Origin of the sequence: Ochrobactrum sp. WV_118_8 (genome assembly GCF_039631535.1) — a bacterium.
In the GTDB taxonomy this organism is placed as follows: Bacteria; Pseudomonadota; Alphaproteobacteria; order Rhizobiales; family Rhizobiaceae; genus Brucella; species Brucella anthropi.
This window is the reverse complement of sequence record NZ_JBDIUZ010000002.1, coordinates 1,953,095-1,976,400: the sequence shown is the minus strand read 5'-3', so window position 1 is coordinate 1,976,400 and position 23,306 is coordinate 1,953,095. Positions and strand designations below refer to the sequence as shown.

Here is a 23,306-nt window from a genome sequence, read left to right as displayed (position 1 = left end):
TATGAACCAGAGCTATCCGAACAAGACTTCCTTCAAGATCGCATTCATTCAGGCCCGTTGGCACGCCGATATTGTCGACGAAGCTCGCAAGAGCTTTATCGCGGAACTGTCCGCAAAGGCTGGCACAAATATAGAAGTCGACATCTTCGACGTTCCAGGTGCCTATGAAATTCCTCTCCACGCCAAGACTCTGGCCAAAACCGGCCAGTATGCTGCCATTGTCGGCGCTGCGTTCGTCGTGGATGGCGGCATCTATCGACATGATTTCGTGGCAACTGCTGTCATCAACGGCATGATGCAAGTCGGCCTAGAGACCGAAGTTCCGGTGCTCAGCGTTGTTCTGACACCGCATCATTTCCATGAAAGCAAGGAACATCATGAATTTTTCCATGCCCACTTCAAGGTGAAGGGCGTGGAAGCAGCCAATGCGGTGTTACAGGTCGTTAGCGAACGCAGCCGTATTGCCGCCCTTGCATAATGATGCTTCGACCGGCCTTTGCGAAAAGGCCGGTCATTCTCCTGCGATACGCTCTCCATGGGCATAAACGTCGAATTCAACACCTCGCACCAGTGCAACAAGCGTTAGGTTGGCATCTTCCGCCGTTCGAATGGCAAGAGCTGTCGGCGCAGAGATTGCGGCCAGAACTGGCGCGCCGAACATAACTGCTTTCTGCACCATTTCGACCGAAACACGGCTGGTAATCGCGACGATCCCATTTCCCGGTGCAGTACCGGTACGCGAGACAGCTCCGACGAGTTTATCCAATGCGTTGTGACGCCCCACGTCCTCACGTACAGCAATAAGCCCCTCGCCTGGCACATAGAACCCCGCCGCATGAACTGCATGGGTCTCAGCATTCAGTTGCTGCTCTTTCGTAAGAGACACGACAGCCATTGAAATATCGTTGGAAGAAAATTTCCTATCACCTTGTTCCAAAGCCTCAAGCGACCGCAACGCATGGTCGATTGAATCTATACCACAGAGACCACACCCAACGGGACCAGCCATAAACCTGCGTCGCGCGGCAAGCCTCTGCTCGGGGCGTTCGGACAGTCTGATCTGTAGGTCTATACCCTTTTCAAAGGCTACGACATCAACCGCTTCTATCTCGGAAATATGGTCAACGATATTCTCGGTGAGCGTGAAACCGATCGCGAAGTCCTCAAGATTATCCGGTGTAGCCATCATTACGGCTTGGGTTGAACCGTTATAGCTGACCGCCACAGGCACTTCTTCCGGGACCATTCGGGTGCTTTCATGAAAGCTCGACACACGATGCGCGATACGTACAGCGCTCTGGCTAACCTTGTGGATCGTCACCTTAATCGCTCCCCTGTCATCGCATCCGTTCTCCCAGCAGTTTCATGTGGCATGAAAACAACTTTAATGTAAGTTGCCACCGGACAAGCCGTCGCGATTTGAGCCGCAAGTGAGGAAAATATGGATATTCGCCAGGTAGACGACAATTATTCAGTCTCGGGCCAGATCGAGCCCGACGACGTACGCGATATTGCAGCGGAGGGATTTCGCACAATCATTTGCAATCGGCCAGACGGCGAAGGCGGCCCTGAACAACCCGAGTTCAGCGAAATTGCACGTGTCGCCGAAAAAGCCGGGCTTGCAACTTACTACATCCCGGTTGTAGGCGGACAATTGACGCAAGAAGATGTGGATGCAATGGCAGCAGCGCTGGATGAAGCTGAGGGCCCCATTCTTGGTTACTGCCGATCGGGTGCACGCTCTACGAATATTTACGGGATCGTGCAGCAGCAAAAGCGCGGATAAAGAACGAGCGCAAGCTATGTGGGCGGTGAAGCCGCAAAGGCATTTCAACAGTCTTTGCAAACATGGCGATCACCGTCCAGAAAGCCGGGTGCGGCCCGAATGAACACCGCGCGATGTATGTGCGCAATATTGGCGATAATAGCTCATACCGGTACGTGTCACAGTCGCAACAACACCGCCAAGAACGAGAAGCCATCCAATGGCCTGTGGCCAGTTGAAGCTTTCAATCCCGCCGCTCAGCGCGACAGTAAAGATACCAGCCCAGAGCAGAGCAGCCGTGCGGCGCCAGAATACCGGGTTGAGCTCATCGAAGACGGCCTTCCACAGTGAGTGAACAAGGCAGGCGAAGAAAAGGGCAGCGGCCAGCCCGATATTGAGCAACTCGACCGGAAGCCATTGTTGCGAAGTAAGCATCGTTTCCATCATCCACTTAACCAAGATGCGTATCGAGGACCCCGTTACGGGATTTGTCTTTACGATCACTAGTACTGTTACTGTTCGTCCTATTCAGCTTTCGCTTTGTGGCCGTAACGTGTTACAAGCACGGAAAGCTCCTTCGGATAAATTCACTTATTATTGCGATCACGCGAAATATCGTGTTGAAAACACTACGCTATTCGCAGTGTTCGACTGCATTGGATGTGGCGCAACCCCTTCCAGCGATTGAGAAATTTGTGGTTCCGCCCCCTGAATATTTCACTATGGAATTTCATTCACAATCGCATCAAATAACAGCTTTGTAACAATTCGGCACAGCAAAGAGGCTCCGGCAACACCGAAGCCTCAAAGTTATTCACAAGGTCGCAGTTTATTAGGCGGCGTGGACGAATTGGTTGACGAATTGATCGCAGCTTGATTCAAGACTGCTTTTTGGAGGCAGTCATGAGCCGAGGCGATCTGAGCGAATCCGAATGGCGTGTTCTGAAGGATTTATTGCCGATTGAAGCAGTCAATCGGGGACGCGGTCGTCGTCCGGAGCAAAATCGTGCGATCATCAACGGCATACTTTGGAGACTTCGCTGCGGGACGCCTTGGCGGGATGTCCCACCCAAATACGGCAATTGGAATACGATCTATCGGCGGTTTCGGCGTTGGAGCGAAGCCGGGGTCTGGGAGGCTGTTTCGATCACGCTCGCTGAGATCATGGCTGACAGCGGCCACTACAGCATCGATAGCACCACAGTTCGGGCCCATATTTCGGCAGCGGGCGGAAAGGGGGGATTCATCGACGCGCTCTTGGCCGCTCGCGGGGCGGGTTCACCAGTAAACTTCACTGTCTGGCTGATGCCAGAGGAAGACCGCTTGCCTTCCATCTGACGGTTGGCGAAGCCGCAGATTGCAAGGCTTACGACACTCTGATCAGCTTACCCGAGCAAGCGCCACAGGCGCTTCTTGCTGACAAGGGATATGATGCGGATGCCATTCGTGATGATCTTGCCAGCCGCAATATCAAGCCCGTCATTCCTGGCAGAGCAAACCGCCGCGTGAAGATTGAATATGATCGCACGCTGTATAAACAGCGCAACCTAATCGAACGGATGTTTGGCAGACTGAAAATCAACCGCGCCATTGCTACTCGATACGACCAACTCGCCGAGAGCTTCATCAGCATGGTTCATATTGCTACCGCAAGATACTGGCTCAAATTCGTCCACGCCGCCTAGGTAGTCTTTACTTGCCCACCGCCCTTTTTGCTAGGAAGCCGCGAAGACGGATCCGCTGACGCTGGCGCATTGGCCGGACGTCCGAAAAGAAAGCCTTGAACCTGTTCGCAGCCCTCTTCGATCACCATGCGATGCTGGTCAAAGGTTTCTATACCCTCGGCCACCACCGGGAGATCAAGACTACGACCCAACCCGACGATGGCTCGTACAATGGCTCTCGCACTAACATCCGTTTCCATGCTGGTGATGAAACTGCGGTCGATCTTGATCTTGTCGAATGGGAAACTTTGAAGGTTACTGAGCGACGAATAGCCAGTGCCGAAATCATCCATCACGATACGGACACCCAGCTTCTTCATGCGACGCAACAGTTCGAGTGTCGTCAATCGGTCCTTCATTAATGCGGCTTCCGTTACCTCCAGCTCCAATCTCGTAGGATCCAGGCCCGTTTCTAGAAGAACCGAACTGACCGTGTCCGGCAGATTGACCAAACGGAACTGTACTGGGGAGAGGTTTACAGCGATAGTTAGATGCTTCTCCCATCCGGCGGCAGTGCGGCAGGCTTCACGCAGAACCCACTCACCGAGTGGGACAATTACCCCCGTTTCCTCAGCGATAGGAACAAAAACCTCCGGTGGTATCTGGCCACGTTCCGGATGGTTCCAACGAACCAGTGCTTCATAGCCGGTACAACTACCATCTGCTGTTGCGAACAATGGCTGATAGGCAATACTGATCTGACCGCGAACCATGGCGTGGCGCAAATCAGCCTCCATCTGGCGACGCTCTCTTATTTCGCGGTCCATTTCCGGCGAGTAGAATGCAACCGTACCCCGTCCTTCTGTCTTCGCCCGATAAAGCGCAATGTCTGCCGCATGTCGGATGGCTTCTGCATCCTTGCCATCATTCGGATACACGGCAACGCCAATGCTGACACCGACAGCAGTCGGATCGAGTACTGTGTTCAGTTCCGACCGGAAGGTATCCAGAATCTTTTCGGACAGTTTCCGTGCACCCTTGGGCTGCGGAACCCCGACCTGCAGAATGATAAACTCGTCGCCGCCAATACGTGCTGCCGTGTCTATACCGTTTATGGATCGCTTCAGAATGCTTGAAACCGTCTTCAATACCCGATCACCTTCGGCATGGCCGAAAATATCGTTCACTGCTTTGAACCGGTCCAGATCAAGCGCGAGTACAGCAAAAGGCTCTCGGCTGCGGCGTGCCACTGCGTTTGCGAGACGCTCTTCAAAGAACATTCGGTTAGGTAAATCCGTGAGTGTATCATGCCGCGCCATATGCTCGATCTGACGCTGGGCCGTACGCTTTTCGGTAAGATCACGGACAGCCAGAACTTCGCAAGGGCGTCCCTGATACTCAATCGTATGAACTGCGAGTTCAAAGATACGCTCATCATTTGGAAATCTGGGTGCGGCTTCGATTGCTTCCGGGCGAGAAGCACAGACGGGGAGCCCATCAGCCGCCAGCAACAGAGTATCCGGCACAACACCGACAAGCGCCTTTTCACTGCGTCGCATGAGATCGGAAAACCGAGCATTCATCTCGACTATTCCACCATCACGAACGACGGCCAGTCCGTCCAGGGTAGCGTTCGCAAATCCCTTCAAGTCCGTCATGTAACGATCTACAAATACTGCAACAATCGTTGTCAGCGCTACTATACTGACAACAGCGGCAATTGCACCGATCAGCCAGAGACGCCCTATGCCCAGCGGATCAGCAGCAGGAAGGGTCGGGTTTGGAACCAGCTCGGTCGACGCAACTGCAGTAAAGTGGAGCGTGCAAACAGCAAGAATCCCCCCAACGGTCGGTAGCAAAACGCGCATCCAGCCGGAAGTGTTCATCACGAACCAGAAAGCAGCCAGCAAAAGCAGGATCGATATTATACTGCCAGTCAAGATCGGTGGAAGGTCATAATGAACATCTGCAGCTGCTCTGATTGCACTCATACCAGTGAAATGCATCGCGGCAATCGATAGGGTTGCTGAAATGGCTGCGATCAAAACGTATTTGAACGCCTTACCATTCAGGAAGCGCACGCTCAGCCAAAAGCCAAGTACGGCAATAGCTGCTGAAAGAACCGTGATTGTAAAATCGAACTCGATTGCCACAGTGCCACGATATGCAAGCATCGCCACGAAATGGGTTGCCCACACGCCCAATCCACCCGCAAGCGCGCTTATCGCCAGCCAATTGTCACGGCGGCTTTCCGTGCATTCCCGCGCGCGGACGAGCAACAGAAAGAAAGCAAACATGCTTGCAAATGAGATGGATGCAGCCAAAACCACGAAAGGCTGATCGTGCTGTACTGTTACGCATTCCAGGACTTTAAACATACCGCCCCCTGCGCCCGCCTGAAGTGCCACCATATAAAAATACAACCAGAAGCATCATTCAGACTGTGCTTTGTTCCCTGAACAAAAGTACCAATAACTATTTAAGCATTTCTGAACTATGATATATATCGGTCCACATAAGCTGACGTTGCAAGAGTGGATCAAGTACGCTTGCCAAAACGCCGTCCGACACGAGCAAGCAATATCACGGGCAAAATTCCGACTACCACGATGGCAAGCGCCGCAATGGACGCTTCCTCATAAGTCCCGCGCGCAGCCTCACCATAAAGATGCGTTGCAAAAGTTTCGACATTAAGTGGGCGCAGCAAAAGTGTTGCTGGTAATTCTTTCACACAGTCTACGAATACGAGCAGACCTGCCGCCACAATGGCTGTTCTGGATAGTGGCAGATGAACTGCACAGAATGTTTGTGTCACACCGCGCCCTAATGTGCGCGATGCATGATCCAGCGACAAGGGTATGCGTTCTAATCCGGAATCAATACCACCTGCAGAAATGGCGAGAAATCGGACCACATAGGCATAAATGACCGCTGCACCCGTTCCGATCAGTACCAATCCGGCGGAATATCCGAAGAAATGCAATGTGAACTGATTGAAGAGATGATCAAAGCCGCCGGCGACCACCAGAATACCGATGGCGATTACAGTGCCCGGCGCCGCATATCCCATCGTCGAAAAGCGATAAGACCAGCGCGAAATTGAACCCGGAAAAAGTCGGACGGCATATGCGACAAACATTCCGCATATGAGCACCAGCGCAGTCGCGATCGAAGCCAGAGCAACAGTATTAAAAGCTTCTCCGAGCAATCGCGGGGACACACCTGCAAAACGAATACGTTTTATGGCCTCCACGACCAGATAGATTGCCGGCAGTACGAATCCGATAACTACCGGCAGTGAGCAGAGACAGAACAACCAGATCGCTTGCCCTCGTCTGACTTTCAACGGCTCGAAGCCACGCGAATGGCGGATATTGGAAGCAAAGCGCTGCTTGCGCCGTGCCCAGCGCTCGATTGAAACGAGAGCAACAACCAGAAACAGAAGAGCGAGTGCAAGTTGGGCTGCACCAGGCAGATCGGAACGCGTTATCCAGGTCGTATAAATCGAAACGGTCAATGTGCGAACGCCCAGGAACTCGGCAGCCCCCACATCGTTCAATGTTTCCATCAAGGCCAGACTGACACCGACCGCCACGGCAGGCCGGGCAAGTGGCAATGCAACCCGCCAGAAGATGCCCTTGCGGCTTACCCCCAGAGTTCTCGCTGCTTCGATGAGGCTGGCGGATTGGGTGAGAAACATGGCTCGTGTAGGAATATAGACATAGGGATAGAGAACGAAGCCTAGCAGAATGATACACCCGGTCATCGAGCGGACGTCGGGCAATCGAAACTGACGCGGGCTTTCATATCCTAGTACGAAGCGCACAGCACCTTGCACCGGACCAATGGGATGCAGGATATCGAGATAGGCATAAGCGATAATATATGTCGGTACAGCCAATGGCAGCAGAAGCGCCCATTCCAGCACACCCCGACCGCGAAAATCATAAGCTGTGACCAGCCAAGCCATCGACGTTCCGAGGACGGCAGCGATAATGCCAACGCCGGTAAGCAAAATGACTGTTTCAAGAAAAGCCGTTGGCAGGTTGGTGGTAAATAGATGCGTCCATAGCCCGGCTGAGCCTTGTATGGCTTCCAATGCAAGGGCGAAAACCGGCAGCAAAACCAGAATTGCGACGAAAACCGAGAACCATAACCAGTTGCGCCCTGCTCTTGCGGGTCGCAAAACTCGTTTCCGCATGGCTGCAAGGACTTCCATTCGTCTCTCTATAGTGCAACGCCGGCGCATGAACTGCACCGGCGTTATTTCGCTTAACTCATCAGGCTTTTAGTTGTCGAAACCGACTTTGTCGACCAGCTCGCTTGCCTGCTTGCGATGGCTGACGATTTCAGACAGCGGAACGCTGTCGATCTTCAGCGCACCGAACGATTCCACAATCGGATCAAGCGGCGCGCCCGGCTTTACCGGATATTCGAAATTGGCCTTGGCATAGATCTGCTGAGCCTCATCGGAAACCAGATATTCAAGCAGTTTGACTGCCGCGTCCTTGTTCGGCGCGTTCTTTGCAACAGCCGCACCACTGATGTTAACCTGAGTACCGCCATCCTTGAAGGTTGGCAGCAGAACCTTGATGCCTTCGCCCCAAGCCTTCTGCTCGTCGCCGCCCTTGCCCGAACGCATCAGACCGACATAATAGGAATTGGCAACTGCTATGTCGCAGATACCCCCGACGATGTCCTTAGCTCCGTCACGGTCCCCGCCAGCAGCTTTGCGCGCGAGGTTATCCTTGAGACCCTTGAGCCATTCTTCAGTCTTTTCCGCACCATAGTGCGCAATATAATCCGCGAAGAGAGCGGTGTTGTAAGGATGCTGGCCCGCACGAATGCAGACTTTGCCTTTCCACTTCGGATCAGAGAGGTCTTCATAATTGATCTTGTCGAGTTCCAGATCTTTGGCTGCATAGACAACGCGAGCGCGCATGGAGAGCGCGAACCAGTTATCCTTCGCGTCGCGAAGCTGCTCCGGAACGGCCTCTTTCAGCACCTTGGAGTCGACCGGCTGGGTAAGGCCCTTGTCAACGAGATCGACCAGATTACCGGCGTCGACCGTCATAAGGATGTCGGCGGGCGAATTCGCACCTTCAGAGGCCACACGCTCTGCCAGACCATCCTTCAGGAACACCGTATTGACCGTAATTCCCGTGGATGACTTGAAAGAGTCGAGCAAAGGCTGAATGAGACCCGGTTCGCGTGTCGTGTAAATGTTCACTTCATCTGCGTGGGCGGCTCCTGCGAACAGCGTTACTGCGACGAGGGCGAGACCGGAACGCGCAAATTTGGACATTTTACCTCCAGATGGACATGGTTCATTTTGAATTATGAGCGGACTAATCAAGTTATACGGTGAGGCTCGCTGACGGTCAATTACCCATGCAACTCTAACGGCGTATATTTTCCATCACTTGGGGAAAATGAGCGCCTTATCCCAATGTGGGCATAAAAAAATATCGGTCGCAGAGGCCGGAAGCCTCAATTCTGTACGCACCCGCAACAACGGCGCAGCATCAGTCACCCGTACAACCAATTCTTCGATTTCACCGAGAAACGTTCGTGATTCAATATGTCCATGCAGCACAGCTTCGTTGGATTCAGCATCGGACAGAATCGAGAAGTCGCGCGGACGCAGATAAACAAACGCTTCTACATTTGGTTCAAGCTGTTCAGCCAGAGCAAGCTCTCCAAAGGGAGTTGCCAGTTTACCGTCTTCAGCTTTGCCCGATATCATATTGAAGTCGCAGAAAAAATCTGCGGCATAACGGTTCGTTGGCCGGTCATGGAGTTCGCGTGCCGGGCCGCTTTGAACTATCTTGCCGGAGCGCATCAACACCACACTATCCCCAGTCGACAATGCTTCTTCTGCTTCGTGCGTTACGATAATCGCTGTCGTTCCAAGTTCCCTTAACAATGCCACTGTCTCACGACGAACCCGGGCACGCAGACCTCTGTCGAGGTTCGAAAACGGCTCGTCCATCAGCAGAAGATGTGGGTTCGGAGCAAGGGCACGGATAAGAGCAACACGCTGCTGCTCACCGCCCGACAGCATATGCGGATAGCGATCCGCCATATGGGAGAGCGACACCAGTTCGAGAAGCTCGGTTGCTCGTGCGTTCGCTTCGTCGCGGGGTATTCTTCGCAAGCCGAACAGGATATTTTCTTTGACCGTCAGATGCGGAAACAAGGCGTAGTCCTGAAAGACCACACCAACGTTCCGTTTTTCCGGCTCAATAAAGATAGATGGTCCGACAAGTGTCTTGCCCCCCATCGTGAGTGTTCCACTATCTGGAGCATCAATGCCGGCGATGATGCGCAACAGGGAAGTCTTGCCGCAGCCCGAATGACCAACCAGACAAATGATCTCACCCGCATGAACATCAAGAGACACGTCATCAAGCGCACGCACTGCGCCAAACTGGCGACTGACACCGGACAGAGTCAGCGCCGGACCGGAATGACCGGAGACCTGTCGTTCATCATGCGGGTTGCGTGCGTCCATAAGCAAGATCGCGTGTCCAGATTGCAGTTCAGGCGGATATAGAGACACATTCTCCAGAAAGCTACCAAAACAGGATAGAATATCTCAGGAATATCGTAATTGAGTATTTTTCGAATGGGTTATCTGGTTGATCGCGAACAAAAAGCGGGCCATGCTCACCATGCTTCCACATACCCAAATCACCCAATCGCATTGCAGGAGAATACCGAAATGGGGCCGGTCACGGATAAGGTGGCGACAGCCGAAAGCTTGCCGCAGGAAACCAAAATTGCCATCATTGGCGGCGGCATTATTGGTGTTTCTACAGCCCTCTTCCTGGCCGAACGCGGTATTCCCGTCGCTCTTCTTGAAAAGGGAGAGATTGCTGGCGAACAGTCCAGCCGTAACTGGGGCTGGTGCCGCCGCACAGGCCGTGACAGCCGCGAAATGCCGCTCATCGTCGAGAGCATGCGGCTATGGGGTGGTATGAACGAACGCACAGGTCGTGAAACGGGCTTTCGCGTTACCGGGATTGCCTATACAGCTGAAAAAGAAGAGCAAATGGCTCTTTATGCCGAATGGATAAAAATCGCCAGCGAACACGGTATCGAAACACAACTTCTCAATACTGAGCAAGCTGCAGCACTTGCACCGGGCGTCAATCGACATCTCGCAGGCGGCATGATTACGCCACTCGACGGTCGCGCGGAACCGCAAAAGGCCGTTCCGGCATTTGCAGCAAAAGCACAAGAGAATGGTGCTGTCATCCTGCAAAACTGTGCAGTACGCGGTATCGAAACGACCAATGGCCGAGTCACTGCAGTCTTGACTGAAAAGGGCCGCCTGCGCTGTGAAGCGGTGGTCATCGCGGGCGGGGCCTGGTCCAGACTTATCGTTTCCGCTTTTGATGCCCATCTGCCTCAATTGAAAGTTCGTTCATCCGTCTTCCGTACAGCGCCTATTGATGCCGGTGTGGAGCCTGCGATTGCATTTTCAGATTTTGCACTACGCAAAAGATTGGACGGAGGTTATACGGTCGCAAGCCTTGGAGGCTCCATCGCCGATATCGTGCCCGACAGCTTTCGGTTCTTCCGCGATTTTATACCGTCGCTTTCGACCGAGTGGCGGTCGTTGCGATTCCGGTTTGGCGAACGTTTCTTCGAGGAAGCATTCCAGTGGAAGCTTTGTCCCGCCGATCAGGTCTCCATCTTCGAGAAAATCCGCACTCTCGACCCCGCTCCACATAAGACAGCGAATGCTCAGGTCCTTGCGAAACTGAAGCAGGCAATTCCTTCTTTCGCGTCGGCCACAATAGCGCAGGAATGGGCAGGCCTCATTGACACAATGCCGGACGTCATTCCGGTCATTTCACCCCTTCCAGGCGTGGAAGGGGCGATCGTAGCGACAGGCTTTTCAGGGCATGGCTTCGGTATCGGCCCAGGCGCAGGTAAGCTTGTGGCCGATATGGTCACGGGAGAAACGCCGGTTGTCGATCCTTCAGCGTTTCATATATCGCGCTTTTCAGATGGCTCCAAAATCCGCATCGAGAACTGGGGATAGATCTGCGCTCCAGACTATTCGATCACACCGCAGGCAAACCGTGCTCCGCCGCCGCCAAGGGGCCTGGGCTCGTCGGAATAATTGTCGCCACCAACATGAACCATCAAAGCTCTGCCTTTGATTTCATCCAGTGACTTGAGACGCGGTGCCATAACGCTTTGCGTTATGTTGCCCTCGGCATCTGTTTTGAGCAAAGGCAAATCACCAAGATGTCCTTCGCCTTCCGGCCCCATGTGATGCTTGGAATGTGAGGGGTCGTAATGCCCACCGGCGGCTTGCGCCGGAACAGTTTTTCCATCTTGTTCGCCGGGTGCGCAGCTTCCTTTCTCATGGACATGAAAACCGTGCTCACCCGCGGGAAGGCCACGCAAATCGGGTTTGAATTGTAATCCGTCCGCAGTCTGCGAGATCGTGACGGTGCCGATTTCCTTCCCCTGCCCCGTCGGCAGAGCTTCGTAGAGTTTGACACTCACATCCGCCGCAGCGGCTGGAACTGTCAGAAGCATCATTGCTGAAGCAATCAATAACGGCTGCATCATTTCCTCCTGATCGCGATAATTCGTGATGAGAGGACAACGCACACCGTCAGAAATTGTTCGAAAATAAATCTTCCGTGTGAGGACCGCGTGACAAACGCCTGACACGCGGTCCAGCCGGATTATACCGTTACGAACTGAGCCATCATGCCCACATCTTCATGCTCCAGCACATGGCAATGGAACATGAACGGGTGGCTCTTCGCTCCCTCACGATCAAAATGGACAAGTATTTCGGCCTTGCCATCGATCAAAGCAGTATCCTTCCATCCCGACTGGTACACTGGCGGAGCCTTGCCATTCAGGGAAAGAATGCGGAATGAGGCTCCATGGATATGGAATGGGTGTGGCATCTCTTTGGTTGTGAGATCCCAAATCTCCCAGGAGCCAAGTTTAGCCTCGACATCAATACGATCCATGTCGAACGGTTTACCCGCGATTGCCATTTCCACACCCGAAGTCAGAGCTTCAAGCGCAGGCCCCGCATCGGCAGAAGTTCTGGCACCGTGCATATCATGATCCATGGCGCTGGACATCGAGTTCATATCCATATTGCCCATATTATGCCCGGCATGAGGATCAGCTGACGGCTTTGCCATCATCAGTTTCATATTTTCCGCCATGCGCTCATCGAAGAAAAATGACCGACGTTTTACGGATAGTTTTTCATCGGCTGCATCAGGACCATCAAGACGATCTGGAACTGCCGTGATTTTCCCTCGCAAGGTGCTGTCCACGACAAACCGCATCAAGTGCAGATCGTCACCGCCGCTGTCATCCCCATAGGTCAACAAATCAGCGGCTTCACCTTTGGAGAAATCAACCAGAACCTCGTAGCGCTCGCCGGGGCTGATGGTCAGCCTTTCGACCGCTTCTGGCTTTCCAATGAAGCCGCCATCAGATGCTATGACAAGCAAAGGCCGATTGTCGCTCAGACGAATATGAAAATTTCGCGCATTGGCACCGTTCAGGATACGCAGGCGGACAATGGAGGCGGGAACACGTGCTTCCGGTGAAACGATACCATTCACGATAAGCTTGTCACCTCGGAAACCATGCATCAAGTCCATGATATCCGGTTGATAGACCTTATCACCTTCGATCACCCGGCGATCCTGAAGCACCAGCGGAATATCGTCCACTCCGTAATCTTCTGGTAGTCCGCGCTCAGCATCCTTGCCGTCAGTAACCACCATCAAACCGGCAATACCCATATGCGCCTGGCGGGCGGTGTTGCCATGCAAATGTGGATGAAACCAGTTGAACGAGGCCGGCTGGTTAACCGTAACTTTCGGCTTCCATTCTGCGCCCGCCGCAATCAGATTGTGTGGCCCGCCGTCGAGTACGGACGGAACGAAAAGCCCATGCCAATGAAGTGTAGTCTCTTCATCCATGCCATTTTCAACGGAAAGAGTGACCGTTTCGCCGTTCTTCAGACGGACGAGGGGGCCGAGATAGGCACCATTGATGCCAGCAGATGCCGCTTCGCTTCCTTCTTCAAAGCTGTGCCGGCCTGTCTGCACTTTCAGTTCAACAACGCCCGATGCGTCCGGTTCGATCAACGGCGGTAAAGGCAAAGGCCGTCCAGCCGTGGCGGTCGCTGAGGAAGCAGCGCCATGGCCCATGTGCGCGTCCTGGGCAATGCTGTCAAAAGGGCGAATAGCGGTTAGAAAAGCGGCCCCTGCCCCAAGAGACAGCAGGCGACGACGTGTAATTCCAGTCATGGTTATTCTCCAGACAATAATCTCATGGCCGCCAAAGGTTTGGCGGCGATTTTCAGATCAAGCCGGAAGCAGTATGGGAGGCCGCAAATCTCTATTCGGCATTTTGCCGCTAAGTGCCGCGACAAGCGGCGGCAAACCAAAATCCAGAACAGGAGTAAAGGCACGCAAATTCGTGCCAAGCTGAACGACGCAGCCACAAATCATCATGACACAAGCATTGGGTGCTTTAGCGCCGTGATCCATTGGGGCAGATTTATCCATGCTCGACGGCATCGACGAATTGTCCACGTGATGCGGCAGGCTCACACTGCAATCAGAAACTGTCTGCACAGATGGCATGTCATGCGCCATTGCGTAACAGAGTTGCACTGAGAGAAGAAACACGAACGAAAGCATTGTCACGAGCACGCGGGAGGGCGAACACAAGACCGCATGGCCTCGTGCTGTATTCCTGAAACCGATATCGTACTGTGCTCGATACATCTTTGCTTCCAAACGGACGACATTGGAAATCTAGTCGTCCGTTGCGGCAATTAAAAGACCTGACGGAGCACTGACGGGAATTTTACCCACTTTCGCTTTTCTTTCCAAAATCGCCTATTCGAAATCATAAAGTTGCTCAAAAGCCGTTTTTTGCTTGCGATTCCATACCCTGCGGTTTTAAAGAAGCCGTATCTCGGGCTCCTCCCCCAAATTTAGACGGCCCGTAAATATTGGATCTGAAACAATGACTGTCGCTGTAGCGGTTGCCCCGCAGAAAAATTCCGCGCGCCGAGTTCTGGCCGCGAGCATGATCGGCACCACGATCGAATTCTTTGACTTCTATATTTATGCCACCGCTGCGGTGATCGTATTCCCGCATCTGTTCTTCCCTGCGAGCGACGGCAATTCCGCGCTTCTCCAGTCTCTGGCAACCTTTGCGATTGCCTTCTTCGCCCGCCCTATCGGTGGTGCTCTGTTTGGTCACTTTGGCGATAAGGTTGGACGCAAAGCGACGCTCGTTGCAGCGCTCATGACCATGGGCATTTCCACCGTCGCCATCGGCTTCCTGCCAACCTATGATTCGATTGGCGTCTGGGCAGCCCTTTTGCTCGCTCTCTGCCGTCTGGGCCAGGGACTTGGTCTTGGCGGTGAATGGGGTGGTGCAGTGCTACTCGCAACAGAAAACGCACCCGAAGGCAAGCGCACCTGGTACGGCATGTTCCCGCAGCTTGGCGCGCCAGTTGGCTTCATTCTGGCGACGGGCATCTTCCTAGTTCTGGCAGAAGCTCTAACTGAAGAACAGTTTTTCGCTTTCGGCTGGCGCATTCCTTTCATCGCCAGTGCACTTCTGGTCGGTGTAGGCCTGTTCATCCGACTGAAAATCGCTGAAACGCCAGAATTCCAGAAAGCAATCGACAAGGCTGAACGCGTCGAAGTACCGGTCGCAGCTCTGTTCAAAAAGCACAAGATGAGCCTGTTCCTCGGCACGATCGGTGCGGTTGCAACCTTCGTCCTGTTCTATCTGATGACAGTCTTCTCATTGGGTTGGGGCACGCGCGCCCTTGGTTACAGCCGCGAAGAATTTCTTATTCTTCAGATGATTGGCGTAATCTTCTTCGGCCTCATGATTCCGGTAGCGGCCCTGCTGTCAGACCGCTTCGGCATGCGTCCGGTCATGATCATCGTCACCGTTCTGATCGGCCTCTACGGCTTCATCATGGCGCCTTTGTTCATGGCTGGTACGGCCGGCGTACTCGCATTCCTCGTCATCGGCTTCGGCCTGATGGGTCTGACCTACGGTCCGATTGGCGCTGCTCTGGCCGAACCATTCCCAACCTCGGTTCGTTACACCGGTGCTTCGCTGACTTTTAATCTGGCAGGCATTCTGGGTGCTTCAGTAGCGCCTTACATCGCAACCTGGCTCGCAACGCATTATAGCTTCGACTATGTCGGCTATTACATGTCTGCCGCAGCTGTGATCTCGCTGATCGGTTTTGCCTTTATCTCGTTCAAGCGCGGCGAATAACGAACTTCCGAAACGAAAAAGCCCACGTGGAGCGATCCACGTGGGCTTTTCCTTTTAAGGAGCTTGCAGCTTTTATTCTGTGTCAGCAGCTTCCAGCGCAATAGCCACTGACTGGATAATCGACGCAAAACGCACGGCTGTCTGGATCGTTTCCGACGTCACATTGGCTTTGCGCAAAACATCCTCATGCGCATCGATGCACATGCCGCAGCCATTGATAGCAGATACGGCCAGCGACCAGAGTTCGAAGTCAATCTTATCGACACCCGGATTACCGATCACATTCATGCGCAGCTTCGCTGGCATGGTGCGGTAGTCCTTGTTGGTCGCAAGATGCACGAAGCGATAATAGACATTGTTCATGCCCATGATCGACGCAGCAGATTTTGCCGACTGAATGACGGACGCATCGACCTTGGCAGCGGCTTCGGCAACAAGCGCTTTGCGCACGTCGGCATTACGAGAAGCAATGCCGCAGGCGACGAACAGACCGTATTTCTGTTGCGGTGTCAGAGTTTCGTCGCTTGCCATCGACGAAAGATTGAGACGAACGTCCTTGGCGAAATCCGGGATCTTTGACTTCAGATCATCAATGGACATGGAACCCTCTTTATCTGTCATTTGGATATTAGAGCATGTCTCCCGAAAGTGGGAACCGGTTTTGGGGTAAAGACATGCCGAAAACAAAGAGATAGAGCGGTTCCAACGTTTCCGTTTTAACCGGAACCGCTCTAGATAAAAGAAAGGCGGGCCTTGACCCGCCTTTCTGCAAACCAATCAGGGCCTATCAGGCAGCCTTGAGCGTCTCGCCACCGACTTCACGGTTGCATGGGCAGAGCTCATCGGTCTGCAGCGCATCGAGAACGCGCAGCGTATCCTTGGGAGCGCGACCAACGTTGAGGTTGGTTGCGTAAACGTGCTGGATCGTGTTGTCCGGATCGACAACGAAGGTGTAGCGGTACGCAACACCATCTGGCGAACGAACGCCGAGGCCATCGACCAGCGAACCATTGGTGTCGGCAAACGACCAGATCGGCAGCTTGTCGAGATCCTTGTGATCGCGACGCCATGCGAGCTTCACGAACTCATTGTCGGTCGAACCGCCCAGGACGACTGCGTCACGGTCTTCGAAATCCGATGCAAGACGCGCAAATTCGGCAATCTCGGTCGGGCAAACAAAGGTGAAATCCTTCGGGTAGAAGAAGATAACCTTCCACTTGTCCGCAAAGCTTGCTTCGGTGATTTCTTCAAATGCCGAAACGCCGTTTTCTTCGTGATGGTTGAAACCGGGCTTTACGCCGGTGACCTTGAAGGAGGGAAGCTTATCGCCGATACCGAGCATTTTATACCTGCCTGTAAATTCAATTGTTATGCGGAAATTTCTGAACTTACAGAATTTTCCGACTGCGAGTCATATATAGGGATTCTTGTTAAATCGGTCAAAGCGATTATAACGATCAAATCCATCGATTTTAACGATGGAGCAAAGTCGAAAGAATCAATGCTCAATATCAGTGTCCGCCAGCTCCATTACTTTATGGCCCTTGTCAAAGCGGGGTCCTTTTCGCGTGCAGCTGAGGTCGTGGGTGTTACCCAATCGACATTGAGTGCTGCTATTCAGGCGCTTGAAACAGAACTTGGCGTAACGTTGATCGATCGCTCGGGCAGACGAATGCAGCTTTTGCCCGCTGGTGAGGATTTTCTGGCACGCGCTCGTACGATTATAGCCCTCATTGAAGAATTGCCTGAACACGCGCGACAAGCTGAACGACCGCTGACGACCAGACTACGAATGGGCGTCATTCCGTCGATAGCGCCTTTTCTGCTGCCTAAAGTCCTGCCTGCGACCGCTAAAGCCTTTCCCGAATTGCAATTGACCATTCGTGAAGGTCTCACTCGGTCGCTGCTCGACAGCTTGCGTTCAGGTTCGCTCGATGTAGCACTGGTCGCCCATCCCTACGACCTCGATGAATTTGAGATAGCAGAGCTTGGTCGGGATATCTTCTATCTGGCAGTACGGCGCGATCATGCGCTGGCCAATCGCGAACAGGTCGATGCAGACGACTTGCAGGACCAGCCGTTTCTTCTACTGGAAACCGGGCATTGCCTTCGGGAACACGTCATGGCTGCCATAGGGTCCACACCGGCCCAAGCAAGCGGTGACGTTCATGCCACATCTATCATGACATTGGTGCAACTTGTCGACTTCGGGATGGGTGTTACGCTGCTGCCTGAAGTGGCGGTCAAAGCCGGAGCCACGCGCGGAACGGAGCTGAGCATCGTTCCTTATGAGGGCAAGCACAATTATCGGTCACTGGTTCTCGTCTGGCGCTCCAACGCCGCCCGCCGCAACGAGTTTCAGCTCTTCGCTGACCATCTTCGCGGCAAGTGCATGAAGCCGGCCTAGAGAATTCCCCAGGCGCGAAACCGTCCGCGCCCGGTGACTTCTCTGAGATTGAGTTCCGAGATCAGCTTCAAAGCCCCTTGCTGCGTAACCTGCAATTCCTTCTCCACCATCTGGCTGGAAATAACGGGACTGCGCAAAACCATATCCATCAGTTGCGGCAATCGCGAATTGGACCTGCGCCCCTTGAGCTTACGCTGCATCTGTTCGCGCGCCAGCAGCAGCCGGTCATGCTCCTTCATGGTCGTATCGGCTGCATCTTCGATACTTTCAAAAAACGCCCTGAGACGGACAAGACGGTTAGGTGAGCGCCGTTCATCCGGTCGTTTCGCGCGGAGACCAAGACTGATTGCTGGCAAATGACCGATTGCAAGGCCACTCTGACGCAAGAAGGCGGCTGTCAGCAACCGACCAATCCATGACGATCGCTGCACGACTTCCAGAGAAAACCACGCGTCGTGGATCAATGCGGCGCGCATAAGGGGCGGCAGATGCCTTGTCGCTGCAAGACAGTCCCGCCATTCCTGCAAACGCGCATCCTCATCCCAGTCGTCGTCGTAGAGTAACGTATCGCGCACGACGGCTTCCGGCTTCGACCTGTCTGAGACAGTTCCCTTCAAAAGAGCATCAGTTCGCGCAAGCAAGTTGTCGATGTCATCAAGCATCGGATCAACATCATCGTCGTCCATTGCCCCGGATGGCTCAATTCCAGAGGGCACGGTATCGACCGTGCGGCCAAGCAATTGCTGAACACCAGCAGGGTCAAGGGCCCAATCTGCAGGTCTTCCAGCAATCTGCCGACGCATGCGCAAAACCGCATGTGCGATGGTCAGGGCGTGACTAGGCATCCGGCTGTCCATCAAGGCATCATGCAAGACCAAGTCTTCCATATGTACCAGTTCGCCTTCAAGCCACATCGAAGCGACGGCATCGTGCATATGCATTCGCTCGAGCATCCCTTCGCGAATGGGCGAGCGCAAAAGTCGTTCATCGAGCCGCACCAGAGCCGCCGTAGCTTTGCTCACGGGTACGAAAAATTCTCCGAACGGCAAATCATCGATCTTGTAGGCCATGCCCCGCATATCGCAGCCGATTGCGAACAAAGGCAAACAAAATTACCGCCTTATCCGAGAACTTCCGCAACTTTGACAGTCCGGCCTTCCCTTACCGAACGAAGTGCTGCCTCAGCCAGAGCCAAAGCTTGCAATCCATCTTCTGCTGAAGGATGCGGCGCTTTGCCGGTGTCCAGCGTATCGATAAACGAGGCGATTTCCGCTGCATAAGCAGCCGTGTAGCGGGTCATGAAAAAATCGTGCAATGGCGGACGGTTATAACCGTCTTTAGAAGCGATTTCTATCGAGATCGGACGCTGGTTTTCCGCCGAAACAGCACCGAGCGATCCATGGACTTCAATGCGCTGATCATAGCCATAGGAAGCGCGGCGCGAATTGGAAATGACGCACTGGCGACCGGAAGCAGTCGTCAAAATGACGCTTGCACTATCATAATCGCCAAGTTCTCCAATTTTCGGATCGACCAGCACCGAAGCCGAGGCCGATACATTCTCGATTTCCTCACCGAGGAGAAAACGCGCCATGTCGAAATCATGGATCGTCATGTCGCGGAAAATACCGCCGGATACCTTGATATATTCTGCCGGCGGTGCACCCGGATCACGGCTGGTGATCGTCACCATTTCAACATTGCCTATGCGCCCATCTTCGATGGCTTTGTGCACTGCTGCAAAATGCGGATCGAAACGGCGATTGAAACCCAGCATCACTTTCGCGCCAGTTTCTCGAATGACATTGAGGCAGGCTCTGACGCGCGCTATGTCAAGATCAATCGGCTTCTCACAAAAAACAGCCTTGCCGACGCGAGAAAACCGTTCAATAAGATCGGCGTGGGTATTGGTCGGCGTGCATATCAGCACTGCGTCCACATCGTCTGATTGCTCAATAGCGTCGATACTGCGGACTTCCGCACCGGCAGAATCAGCAATTGCTCGCGCCGCCGCCTCATTTGCGTCTGCGACCGCGACCAATCGGGCCCGCTTGTCCGCAGCGATTGCGCCTGCGTGAACCTTGCCGATACGGCCCGCGCCGAGCAGTGCCAGACGTGTCACCATTGCCTCATCCTCCCAGGAAACGGCCATCTTCGGGTAAACGAAGATATACTATAGAATATTTATTCTATTTTGCTAGAATGTGACATAAAGATTGTCAAGAGACCATATGAAAGGCCACTGATGGATTCCCCCGCCCCGTCATCAATCAACGTTCCGACGAATATCAAGGAATTCGAGGCGAAGCTGCTAGAGGTTTCCGACCGTTTGCCGAAGAGGCTGAAACAGTGCGCCGATTTCGTTGCCGCCAACCAGGACCGTATCGCTGTGTCGACCGTCGCCGAGATGGCCGAAGGTGCGGGTGTGCAGAGCTCAGCCTTCATGCGTTTCTGCCAGATCATGGGTTTCTCCGGCTTTTCGGAGATGCAGAAGCTGTTCCGGGATTCCTATGCAGGCGGCTGGCCTGACTATTCAACCAGATTGCAACATTTGCGAGAAACGGCGACCGGCAGCGCCCCTGCCCTTCTTGCCGAGTTTGCCGAAGCAGGGCGCACGTCTCTTGAAGGGCTGCTCAAAACCATTGATCCAGATGCACTCGAAAAGGCCGTTCAGCTTTTGGCCAGCGCGCAGACAATCCACATTGTCGGCATCCGCCGTGCTTTTCCCGTCGCGAGCTACCTGGCTTACGCGCTGGAGAAGATGCAAGTGCCTGCCATGCTGCACAGCGCTGTCGGCAAACTGGAGAACCTGCATGCTATTCGCGAAGGTGATGTGCTTCTGGCGATTACCTTCTCCCCCTATTCACCGGAAACGGTCGCAATGGCCGAAACTGTCGCTGCGCGTGGTATCGACGTCGTTGGTATCACTGACACGTTTGTCAGCCCGATGAGTAAATCCGCCAAACAGACATTGCTCGTTTCAGAGGTGGATTTCGGCGCCTTCCGTTCACTCTCCGCAACGCTTTGTCTTGCTATAGCACTCGCTGTAGCCGTAGGCACCGCACGTCAAAGCGACTGATCCTTCCCGTGCATATTCCATTTTTTAGTTGAAATGGAATAATAAATCCATTTTAATCAAAAATGGAATAACTGCTATGCGTGCATGAATTCTGCACAGCCTTGCAGCAATAAGAAAATAGCGAGGGAGGATTGTAGTGAAGCGGCTCGACTTGATAACGATTGGCCGATCTTCGGTTGACCTGTATGGCGCACAGGTTGGCGGCCTTCTGGAAGACATGGCCTCCTTCAACAAATATGTAGGTGGCTCTCCTACCAATATCGCAACCGGGACTGCACGGCTGGGCCTTAAATCCGCACTTATCACCCGTGTTGGTGACGAGCATATGGGCCGTTTCCTGTTACGCGAGCTGGAACGCGAAGGCGTGGACACACGCGGTATCGTCACCGATCCCGAACGCCTGACCGCGCTCGTTATTCTCGGCATTCGCGATCAGCAGCATTTTCCACTGATATTCTATCGCGAGAATTGTGCCGACATGGCATTGTGCGAGGACGACATCGATCCGGTCTTCATCGCCGAAGCTGGCTGTATTCTGGTTACGGGCACACATCTATCACATCCGAAGACAGAAGCGGCTGTTCTGAAAGCACTCCGTCTTGCTCGCGACAATGGCAGCCGGACGGCACTCGACATAGACTATCGCCCCAATCTCTGGGGGCTTTCCGGTCATGGCGACGGCGAAAACCGTTTTATCGAATCCGCAGCTGTTACGACCAAACTGCAATCGACCCTGCATCTGTTCGACCTGATTGTCGGCACGGAAGAAGAGTTTCATATCGCTGGCGGCTCGACAGACACGCTTCAAGCGCTGAAAGCCGTGCGCGCAGTAACGGACGCTGCACTGGTTTGCAAACGCGGCCCCATGGGAGCCGTGGTTTTCGAAGGCCCAATCCCTAACAGCCTCGACGAGGGACAGAGCGGCGAAGGGTTCCCGATTGACGTTTTCAACGTGCTTGGTGCGGGCGACGGGTTCATGTCCGGGCTTTTGCGCGGTTGGTTGAAGGGCGAAGACTGGCCTACCAGCCTCAAATTAGCCAATGCCTGTGGGGCCTTTGCAGTCTCGCGACATGGATGCACGCCAGCTTATCCGAGCTGGGAAGAGCTTCAGTATTTTTTCCGTACCGGCATTCGCAACAAGGCTTTGCGCAAGGATGCCGCGCTGGAGCAGATACATTGGTCCACCAATCGCAACGGCCACTGGCCAAATATGCGCGTTTTTGCCTTTGATCACCGTATTCAACTGGAAGAAATGGCCGCCGAGGCGAGCGTTTCAACGGAAAAGATTGGCGAGTTCAAACAGCTTTGCCTGAATGCGGCCTTGCAGGTGGCAAACGGGGATGAGGGTTACGGCATATTGTGTGATGGTCGACTGGGCCGCGATGCTCTTTACCGGGCCGCCGGTTCGGGCTTGTGGATCGGACGTCCGACCGAATGGCCCGGATCGCGTCCACTCAAGCTGGAACCGGAACTCGGACCAGACTGCGGTGGACTGGTCGAGTGGCCTGTCGAGAATGTAGTGAAATTGCTATGCTTCTACCATCCGGATGACACAGCTGAATTCAAGGCAGAACAGGAAGAAACTGTTTCACGTCTTTTCGCAGCCGCACGGCGCAACCGATTGGAATTCCTGCTGGAAGTCATCCCATCCAAAGCAGGTCCCGTCGATGACGACACAACTGCGCGTGTGATCGAGCGGTTTTATGAAATCGGCGTCTATCCCGACTGGTGGAAGCTAGAACCCATGAAGACCAGAGCGGCCTGGGCCAATGCCTGTGACGCGATCACGCGCAATGATGCACACACACGCGGTATTGTTGTTCTGGGTCTGGATGCACCAGCGGAAGAACTCAAAGCCAGTCTTGCAATTGCTGCCGAATTCGACCTCGTCAAAGGCTTTGCAGTGGGACGTACGATTTTTGGTGACGCGGCACGCAAATGGCTGAACGGTTCGATCAGCGACGAAGAAGCAATCGCCGACATGATGATGCGTTATCGTGGCCTTTGCAACGTCTGGGACAGCGTGCGTACATATTGAATTCGTTCTGCCGGGAGGAAACTGGAGGAGCT

The 23,306-nt window shown here is 53.8% G+C and carries 20 protein-coding genes and 1 pseudogene; 8 read left to right on the top strand and 13 right to left on the bottom strand.

What is annotated here, in order from left to right; translation table 11 throughout:
• Position 1: 1 nt before the first annotated feature.
• Positions 2-478: a 6,7-dimethyl-8-ribityllumazine synthase gene (locus tag ABDF71_RS23545; RefSeq protein ID WP_043062867.1), complete on the top strand. Its 477-nt coding sequence runs from the start codon at positions 2-4 to the stop codon at positions 476-478.
• Positions 479-511: 33 nt separating this feature from the next.
• On the opposite strand, the gene fdhD is transcribed toward ABDF71_RS23545, so the two are convergent.
• The gene (gene fdhD / locus ABDF71_RS23540) at positions 512-1,321 is read right to left on the bottom strand and encodes a formate dehydrogenase accessory sulfurtransferase FdhD (RefSeq protein ID WP_029927126.1); all 810 of its coding nucleotides are present in this window, start codon (positions 1,319-1,321) and stop codon (positions 512-514) included.
• Positions 1,322-1,441: 120 nt separating this feature from the next.
• Here fdhD and ABDF71_RS23535 point away from each other — a divergent pair, with 120 nt between their 5' ends.
• Positions 1,442-1,786 carry a protein tyrosine phosphatase family protein gene (locus ABDF71_RS23535; protein WP_010659007.1) on the top strand — a complete coding sequence of 115 codons (345 nt, stop codon included), beginning with the start codon at positions 1,442-1,444 and terminating at the stop codon, positions 1,784-1,786.
• Positions 1,787-1,855: 69 nt separating this feature from the next.
• On the opposite strand, the gene ABDF71_RS23530 is transcribed toward ABDF71_RS23535, so the two are convergent.
• The gene (locus tag ABDF71_RS23530; protein ID WP_151663111.1) at positions 1,856-2,200 is read right to left on the bottom strand and encodes a hypothetical protein; all 345 of its coding nucleotides are present in this window, start codon (positions 2,198-2,200) and stop codon (positions 1,856-1,858) included.
• A 468-nt stretch (positions 2,201-2,668) separates the two neighbouring features.
• Between ABDF71_RS23530 and ABDF71_RS23525 the strand changes: the two are divergent.
• Positions 2,669-3,450 (top strand): annotated as a pseudogene (locus ABDF71_RS23525) (IS5 family transposase).
• Here ABDF71_RS23525 and ABDF71_RS23520 read toward each other — a convergent pair.
• The 4 genes from ABDF71_RS23520 to ABDF71_RS23505 all read right to left on the bottom strand — a co-directional run bounded on the left by ABDF71_RS23520 (position 3,447) and on the right by ABDF71_RS23505 (position 9,943).
• The gene (locus ABDF71_RS23520; protein ID WP_258124184.1) at positions 3,447-5,807 is read right to left on the bottom strand and encodes a bifunctional diguanylate cyclase/phosphodiesterase; all 2,361 of its coding nucleotides are present in this window, start codon (positions 5,805-5,807) and stop codon (positions 3,447-3,449) included. The pseudogene ABDF71_RS23525 and the gene ABDF71_RS23520 overlap by 4 nt on opposite strands.
• A 161-nt stretch (positions 5,808-5,968) precedes the next feature.
• The gene (locus ABDF71_RS23515) at positions 5,969-7,678 is read right to left on the bottom strand and encodes an ABC transporter permease (RefSeq protein WP_192800227.1); all 1,710 of its coding nucleotides are present in this window, start codon (positions 7,676-7,678) and stop codon (positions 5,969-5,971) included.
• Positions 7,679-7,717: 39 nt separating this feature from the next.
• Positions 7,718-8,734, bottom strand: a complete 1,017-nt coding sequence (locus tag ABDF71_RS23510; RefSeq protein WP_010659011.1) for a Fe(3+) ABC transporter substrate-binding protein — start codon at positions 8,732-8,734, stop codon at positions 7,718-7,720.
• Positions 8,735-8,848: 114 nt separating this feature from the next.
• The gene (locus ABDF71_RS23505) at positions 8,849-9,943 is read right to left on the bottom strand and encodes an ABC transporter ATP-binding protein (RefSeq protein ID WP_036587407.1); all 1,095 of its coding nucleotides are present in this window, start codon (positions 9,941-9,943) and stop codon (positions 8,849-8,851) included.
• A gap of 210 nt (positions 9,944-10,153) precedes the next feature.
• Here ABDF71_RS23505 and ABDF71_RS23500 point away from each other — a divergent pair, with 210 nt between their 5' ends.
• Positions 10,154-11,482 (top strand): NAD(P)/FAD-dependent oxidoreductase, encoded by a 1,329-nt coding sequence (locus ABDF71_RS23500; protein ID WP_036587656.1) that lies wholly within the window; start codon positions 10,154-10,156, stop codon positions 11,480-11,482.
• 14 nt (positions 11,483-11,496) lie between these two features.
• On the opposite strand, the gene sodC is transcribed toward ABDF71_RS23500, so the two are convergent.
• The 3 genes from sodC to ABDF71_RS23485 form a co-directional block, all read right to left on the bottom strand.
• Positions 11,497-12,018: a superoxide dismutase family protein gene (sodC, locus tag ABDF71_RS23495; RefSeq protein WP_036587410.1), complete on the bottom strand. Its 522-nt coding sequence runs from the start codon at positions 12,016-12,018 to the stop codon at positions 11,497-11,499.
• Between the two features lie 122 nt (positions 12,019-12,140).
• Positions 12,141-13,742 carry a multicopper oxidase CueO gene (gene cueO / locus ABDF71_RS23490; RefSeq protein ID WP_151663113.1) on the bottom strand — a complete coding sequence of 534 codons (1,602 nt, stop codon included), beginning with the start codon at positions 13,740-13,742 and terminating at the stop codon, positions 12,141-12,143.
• A 57-nt stretch (positions 13,743-13,799) separates the two neighbouring features.
• On the bottom strand, positions 13,800-14,225 hold the full coding sequence (locus ABDF71_RS23485; RefSeq protein WP_080574583.1) for a hypothetical protein: 426 nt from the start codon (positions 14,223-14,225) through the stop codon (positions 13,800-13,802).
• Positions 14,226-14,469: 244 nt separating this feature from the next.
• On the opposite strand from ABDF71_RS23485, the gene ABDF71_RS23480 reads away from it, so the two are divergent.
• Positions 14,470-15,750 (top strand): MFS transporter, encoded by a 1,281-nt coding sequence (locus tag ABDF71_RS23480; protein WP_043062872.1) that lies wholly within the window; start codon positions 14,470-14,472, stop codon positions 15,748-15,750.
• Between the two features lie 72 nt (positions 15,751-15,822).
• Here ABDF71_RS23480 and ahpD read toward each other — a convergent pair whose 3' ends face one another.
• Both ahpD and ABDF71_RS23470 read right to left on the bottom strand, forming a co-directional pair.
• The gene (gene ahpD / locus ABDF71_RS23475; protein ID WP_151663114.1) at positions 15,823-16,350 is read right to left on the bottom strand and encodes an alkylhydroperoxidase, AhpD family; all 528 of its coding nucleotides are present in this window, start codon (positions 16,348-16,350) and stop codon (positions 15,823-15,825) included.
• 187 nt (positions 16,351-16,537) lie between these two features.
• On the bottom strand, positions 16,538-17,092 hold the full coding sequence (locus tag ABDF71_RS23470) for a peroxiredoxin (RefSeq protein WP_012093191.1): 555 nt from the start codon (positions 17,090-17,092) through the stop codon (positions 16,538-16,540).
• 159 nt (positions 17,093-17,251) lie between these two features.
• Here ABDF71_RS23470 and ABDF71_RS23465 point away from each other — a divergent pair, with 159 nt between their 5' ends.
• Positions 17,252-18,157 carry a hydrogen peroxide-inducible genes activator gene (locus ABDF71_RS23465; RefSeq protein ID WP_010659019.1) on the top strand — a complete coding sequence of 302 codons (906 nt, stop codon included), beginning with the start codon at positions 17,252-17,254 and terminating at the stop codon, positions 18,155-18,157.
• Here the strand turns inward: ABDF71_RS23465 and ABDF71_RS23460 are convergent.
• Positions 18,154-19,236 carry an RHE_PE00001 family protein gene (locus ABDF71_RS23460; RefSeq protein ID WP_373418744.1) on the bottom strand — a complete coding sequence of 361 codons (1,083 nt, stop codon included), beginning with the start codon at positions 19,234-19,236 and terminating at the stop codon, positions 18,154-18,156. The two genes, ABDF71_RS23465 and ABDF71_RS23460, sit on opposite strands and share 4 nt — an antisense overlap.
• A 41-nt stretch (positions 19,237-19,277) precedes the next feature.
• The gene (iolG, locus tag ABDF71_RS23455) at positions 19,278-20,282 is read right to left on the bottom strand and encodes an inositol 2-dehydrogenase (RefSeq protein ID WP_036587417.1); all 1,005 of its coding nucleotides are present in this window, start codon (positions 20,280-20,282) and stop codon (positions 19,278-19,280) included.
• Between the two features lie 120 nt (positions 20,283-20,402).
• Between iolG and ABDF71_RS23450 the strand changes: the two genes are divergently transcribed.
• Both ABDF71_RS23450 and ABDF71_RS23445 read left to right on the top strand, forming a co-directional pair.
• Positions 20,403-21,236 carry a MurR/RpiR family transcriptional regulator gene (locus ABDF71_RS23450; RefSeq protein WP_010659022.1) on the top strand — a complete coding sequence of 278 codons (834 nt, stop codon included), beginning with the start codon at positions 20,403-20,405 and terminating at the stop codon, positions 21,234-21,236.
• 136 nt (positions 21,237-21,372) lie between these two features.
• Complete coding sequence (locus ABDF71_RS23445) at positions 21,373-23,274, top strand: bifunctional 5-dehydro-2-deoxygluconokinase/5-dehydro-2-deoxyphosphogluconate aldolase (RefSeq protein ID WP_151663115.1); 1,902 nt, start codon at positions 21,373-21,375, stop codon at positions 23,272-23,274.
• Positions 23,275-23,306 lie beyond the last annotated feature (32 nt).

Excerpts from the sequence above, each read along its gene's own strand:
- ABDF71_RS23505 (WP_036587407.1), bottom strand. The coding sequence starts at position 9,943 with ATGGACGCACGCAACCCGCATGATGAACGACAGGTCTCCGGTCATTCC.
- ABDF71_RS23470 (WP_012093191.1), bottom strand. The coding sequence starts at position 17,092 with ATGCTCGGTATCGGCGATAAGCTTCCCTCCTTCAAGGTCACCGGCGTA.
- ABDF71_RS23530 (WP_151663111.1), bottom strand. The coding sequence starts at position 2,200 with ATGCTTACTTCGCAACAATGGCTTCCGGTCGAGTTGCTCAATATCGGG.
- sodC (WP_036587410.1), bottom strand. The coding sequence starts at position 12,018 with ATGCAGCCGTTATTGATTGCTTCAGCAATGATGCTTCTGACAGTTCCA.
- ABDF71_RS23465 (WP_010659019.1), top strand. The coding sequence starts at position 17,252 with ATGCTCAATATCAGTGTCCGCCAGCTCCATTACTTTATGGCCCTTGTC.
- ABDF71_RS23535 (WP_010659007.1), top strand. The coding sequence starts at position 1,442 with ATGGATATTCGCCAGGTAGACGACAATTATTCAGTCTCGGGCCAGATC.
- ABDF71_RS23510 (WP_010659011.1), bottom strand. The coding sequence starts at position 8,734 with ATGTCCAAATTTGCGCGTTCCGGTCTCGCCCTCGTCGCAGTAACGCTG.
- ABDF71_RS23515 (WP_192800227.1), bottom strand. The coding sequence starts at position 7,678 with ATGCGCCGGCGTTGCACTATAGAGAGACGAATGGAAGTCCTTGCAGCC.
- ABDF71_RS23545 (WP_043062867.1), top strand. The coding sequence starts at position 2 with ATGAACCAGAGCTATCCGAACAAGACTTCCTTCAAGATCGCATTCATT.
- ABDF71_RS23480 (WP_043062872.1), top strand. The coding sequence starts at position 14,470 with ATGACTGTCGCTGTAGCGGTTGCCCCGCAGAAAAATTCCGCGCGCCGA.
- ABDF71_RS23450 (WP_010659022.1), top strand. The coding sequence starts at position 20,403 with ATGGATTCCCCCGCCCCGTCATCAATCAACGTTCCGACGAATATCAAG.
- ABDF71_RS23520 (WP_258124184.1), bottom strand. The coding sequence starts at position 5,807 with ATGTTTAAAGTCCTGGAATGCGTAACAGTACAGCACGATCAGCCTTTC.
- ahpD (WP_151663114.1), bottom strand. The coding sequence starts at position 16,350 with ATGTCCATTGATGATCTGAAGTCAAAGATCCCGGATTTCGCCAAGGAC.
- iolG (WP_036587417.1), bottom strand. The coding sequence starts at position 20,282 with ATGGTGACACGTCTGGCACTGCTCGGCGCGGGCCGTATCGGCAAGGTT.
- ABDF71_RS23460 (WP_373418744.1), bottom strand. The coding sequence starts at position 19,236 with ATGCGGGGCATGGCCTACAAGATCGATGATTTGCCGTTCGGAGAATTT.
- ABDF71_RS23485 (WP_080574583.1), bottom strand. The coding sequence starts at position 14,225 with ATGTATCGAGCACAGTACGATATCGGTTTCAGGAATACAGCACGAGGC.
- ABDF71_RS23500 (WP_036587656.1), top strand. The coding sequence starts at position 10,154 with ATGGGGCCGGTCACGGATAAGGTGGCGACAGCCGAAAGCTTGCCGCAG.
- cueO (WP_151663113.1), bottom strand. The coding sequence starts at position 13,742 with ATGACTGGAATTACACGTCGTCGCCTGCTGTCTCTTGGGGCAGGGGCC.